1 protein-coding gene is annotated in these 747 nt (G+C 68.0%); it reads left to right on the top strand.

Annotation, left to right across the window (positions count from 1 at the left end; genetic code table 11):
• Positions 1-24: 24 nt before the first annotated feature.
• Positions 25-747: sensor histidine kinase (locus Pka01_RS40490; RefSeq protein ID WP_203888330.1), on the top strand; the 723-nt coding region annotated here is incomplete at its 3' end.

Below are 747 nucleotides of genomic sequence, written 5' to 3'. Positions count from 1 at the left end.
GAAATCACCGTCAGCGACCTCAGCATGCGCGTCCCCGAACCACCCGGCTGCGACGAAATCGCCCAACTCGCCCGCACCGCCAACCACACCCTCGCCCGCCTCGAAGCCGCCGTCGAACAACAACGCCAATTCGCCTCCGTCGTCTCCCACGAACTGCGCTCACCCGTCGCCGGCCTCCACACCCAACTCGAAGAAGCCCTCCTCTACCCCACCGACGTCGACCCCACCACCACCATCCGCACCGCCCTGACCACCACCGAACGCCTCCAAGCCATCATCGACGACCTCCTCGTCCTGGCCCGCATCCGCTCCGCACCCCCCACCACCCCCCAACCCCTCGACCTCACCCAACTGGTCACCGAAGAAATCGCCACCCGCCACCACACCACCCCCGTCCACACCCGCACCACCCCCCACATCACCGTCCTCGGCAACAAAATCCAACTCATCGGCGTCCTCAACAACCTCCTCGTCAACGCCCAACGCCACGCCCACACCCACATCGACGTCACCACCACCCGCACCGACCACCACGCCGTCCTCACCATCACCGACGACGGCGACGGCATCGCCCCCCACGACCGCGAACGCGTCTTCCAACCCTTCATCCGCCTCGACGACGGACGCCGACGCGACCCCGGCGGCACCGGACTCGGCCTCGCCATCTGCCGCGCCGTCATCACCGCCCACCACGGCACCGTCGACATCGAAGACTCCCCCCAAGGCGCCCGATTCGTCGTACGGCTG

Source organism: Planotetraspora kaengkrachanensis, from assembly GCF_016862895.1.
GTDB classification, from domain to species: domain Bacteria; phylum Actinomycetota; class Actinomycetes; order Streptosporangiales; family Streptosporangiaceae; genus Planotetraspora; species Planotetraspora kaengkrachanensis.
The sequence above is the reverse complement of the archived record's forward strand: the minus strand, read 5'-3'. Positions and strand labels throughout refer to the sequence as shown.